The organism is Oleiphilus sp. HI0061 (genome assembly GCF_001635675.1).
Window position 1 is genome coordinate 1 of record NZ_LWFE01000684.1, and the last position, 495, is coordinate 495.

The 495-nt window shown below is 47.7% G+C and carries 1 rRNA gene; it reads right to left on the reverse strand.

From position 1 onward, the window contains the following. Positions 1-117 precede the first annotated feature (117 nt). Positions 118-495: ribosomal RNA gene (locus tag A3735_RS08735) — 23S ribosomal RNA — on the reverse strand; the annotation flags it as partial.

The following is a 495-nucleotide window of genomic DNA, read 5'->3' on the forward strand; positions in this document are numbered from 1 at the left end:
TAACAATAGCAAGTAATAGCTAATTTAATCTCTGCTGTCTAACGAAGACTCATATCCAATTTGCGTTACCCGTCGTTGTACGAATAATCATTCACTATAAAACCACTTGGGCGTTATATAGTTAAGCCTCACGAGCAATTAGTACTGGTTAGCTCAATACGTTACCGCACTTACACACCCAGCCTATCAACGTCATAGTCTTTAACGGCTCTTTAGGGGAATTAAATTCCCAGGGAAAACTTATCTTGAAGGGGGCTTCCCGCTTAGATGCTTTCAGCGGTTATCCTGTCCGAACGTAGCTACCGGGCAATGCGTCTGGCGACACAACCCGAACACCAGGGGTTCGTCCACTCCGGTCCTCTCGTACTAGGAGCAGCTCTTCTCAATTTTCCAACGTCCACGGCAGATAGGGACCGAACTGTCTCACGACGTTCTAAACCCAGCTCGCGTACCACTTTAAATGGCGAACAGCCATACCCTTGGGACCGGCTTCAG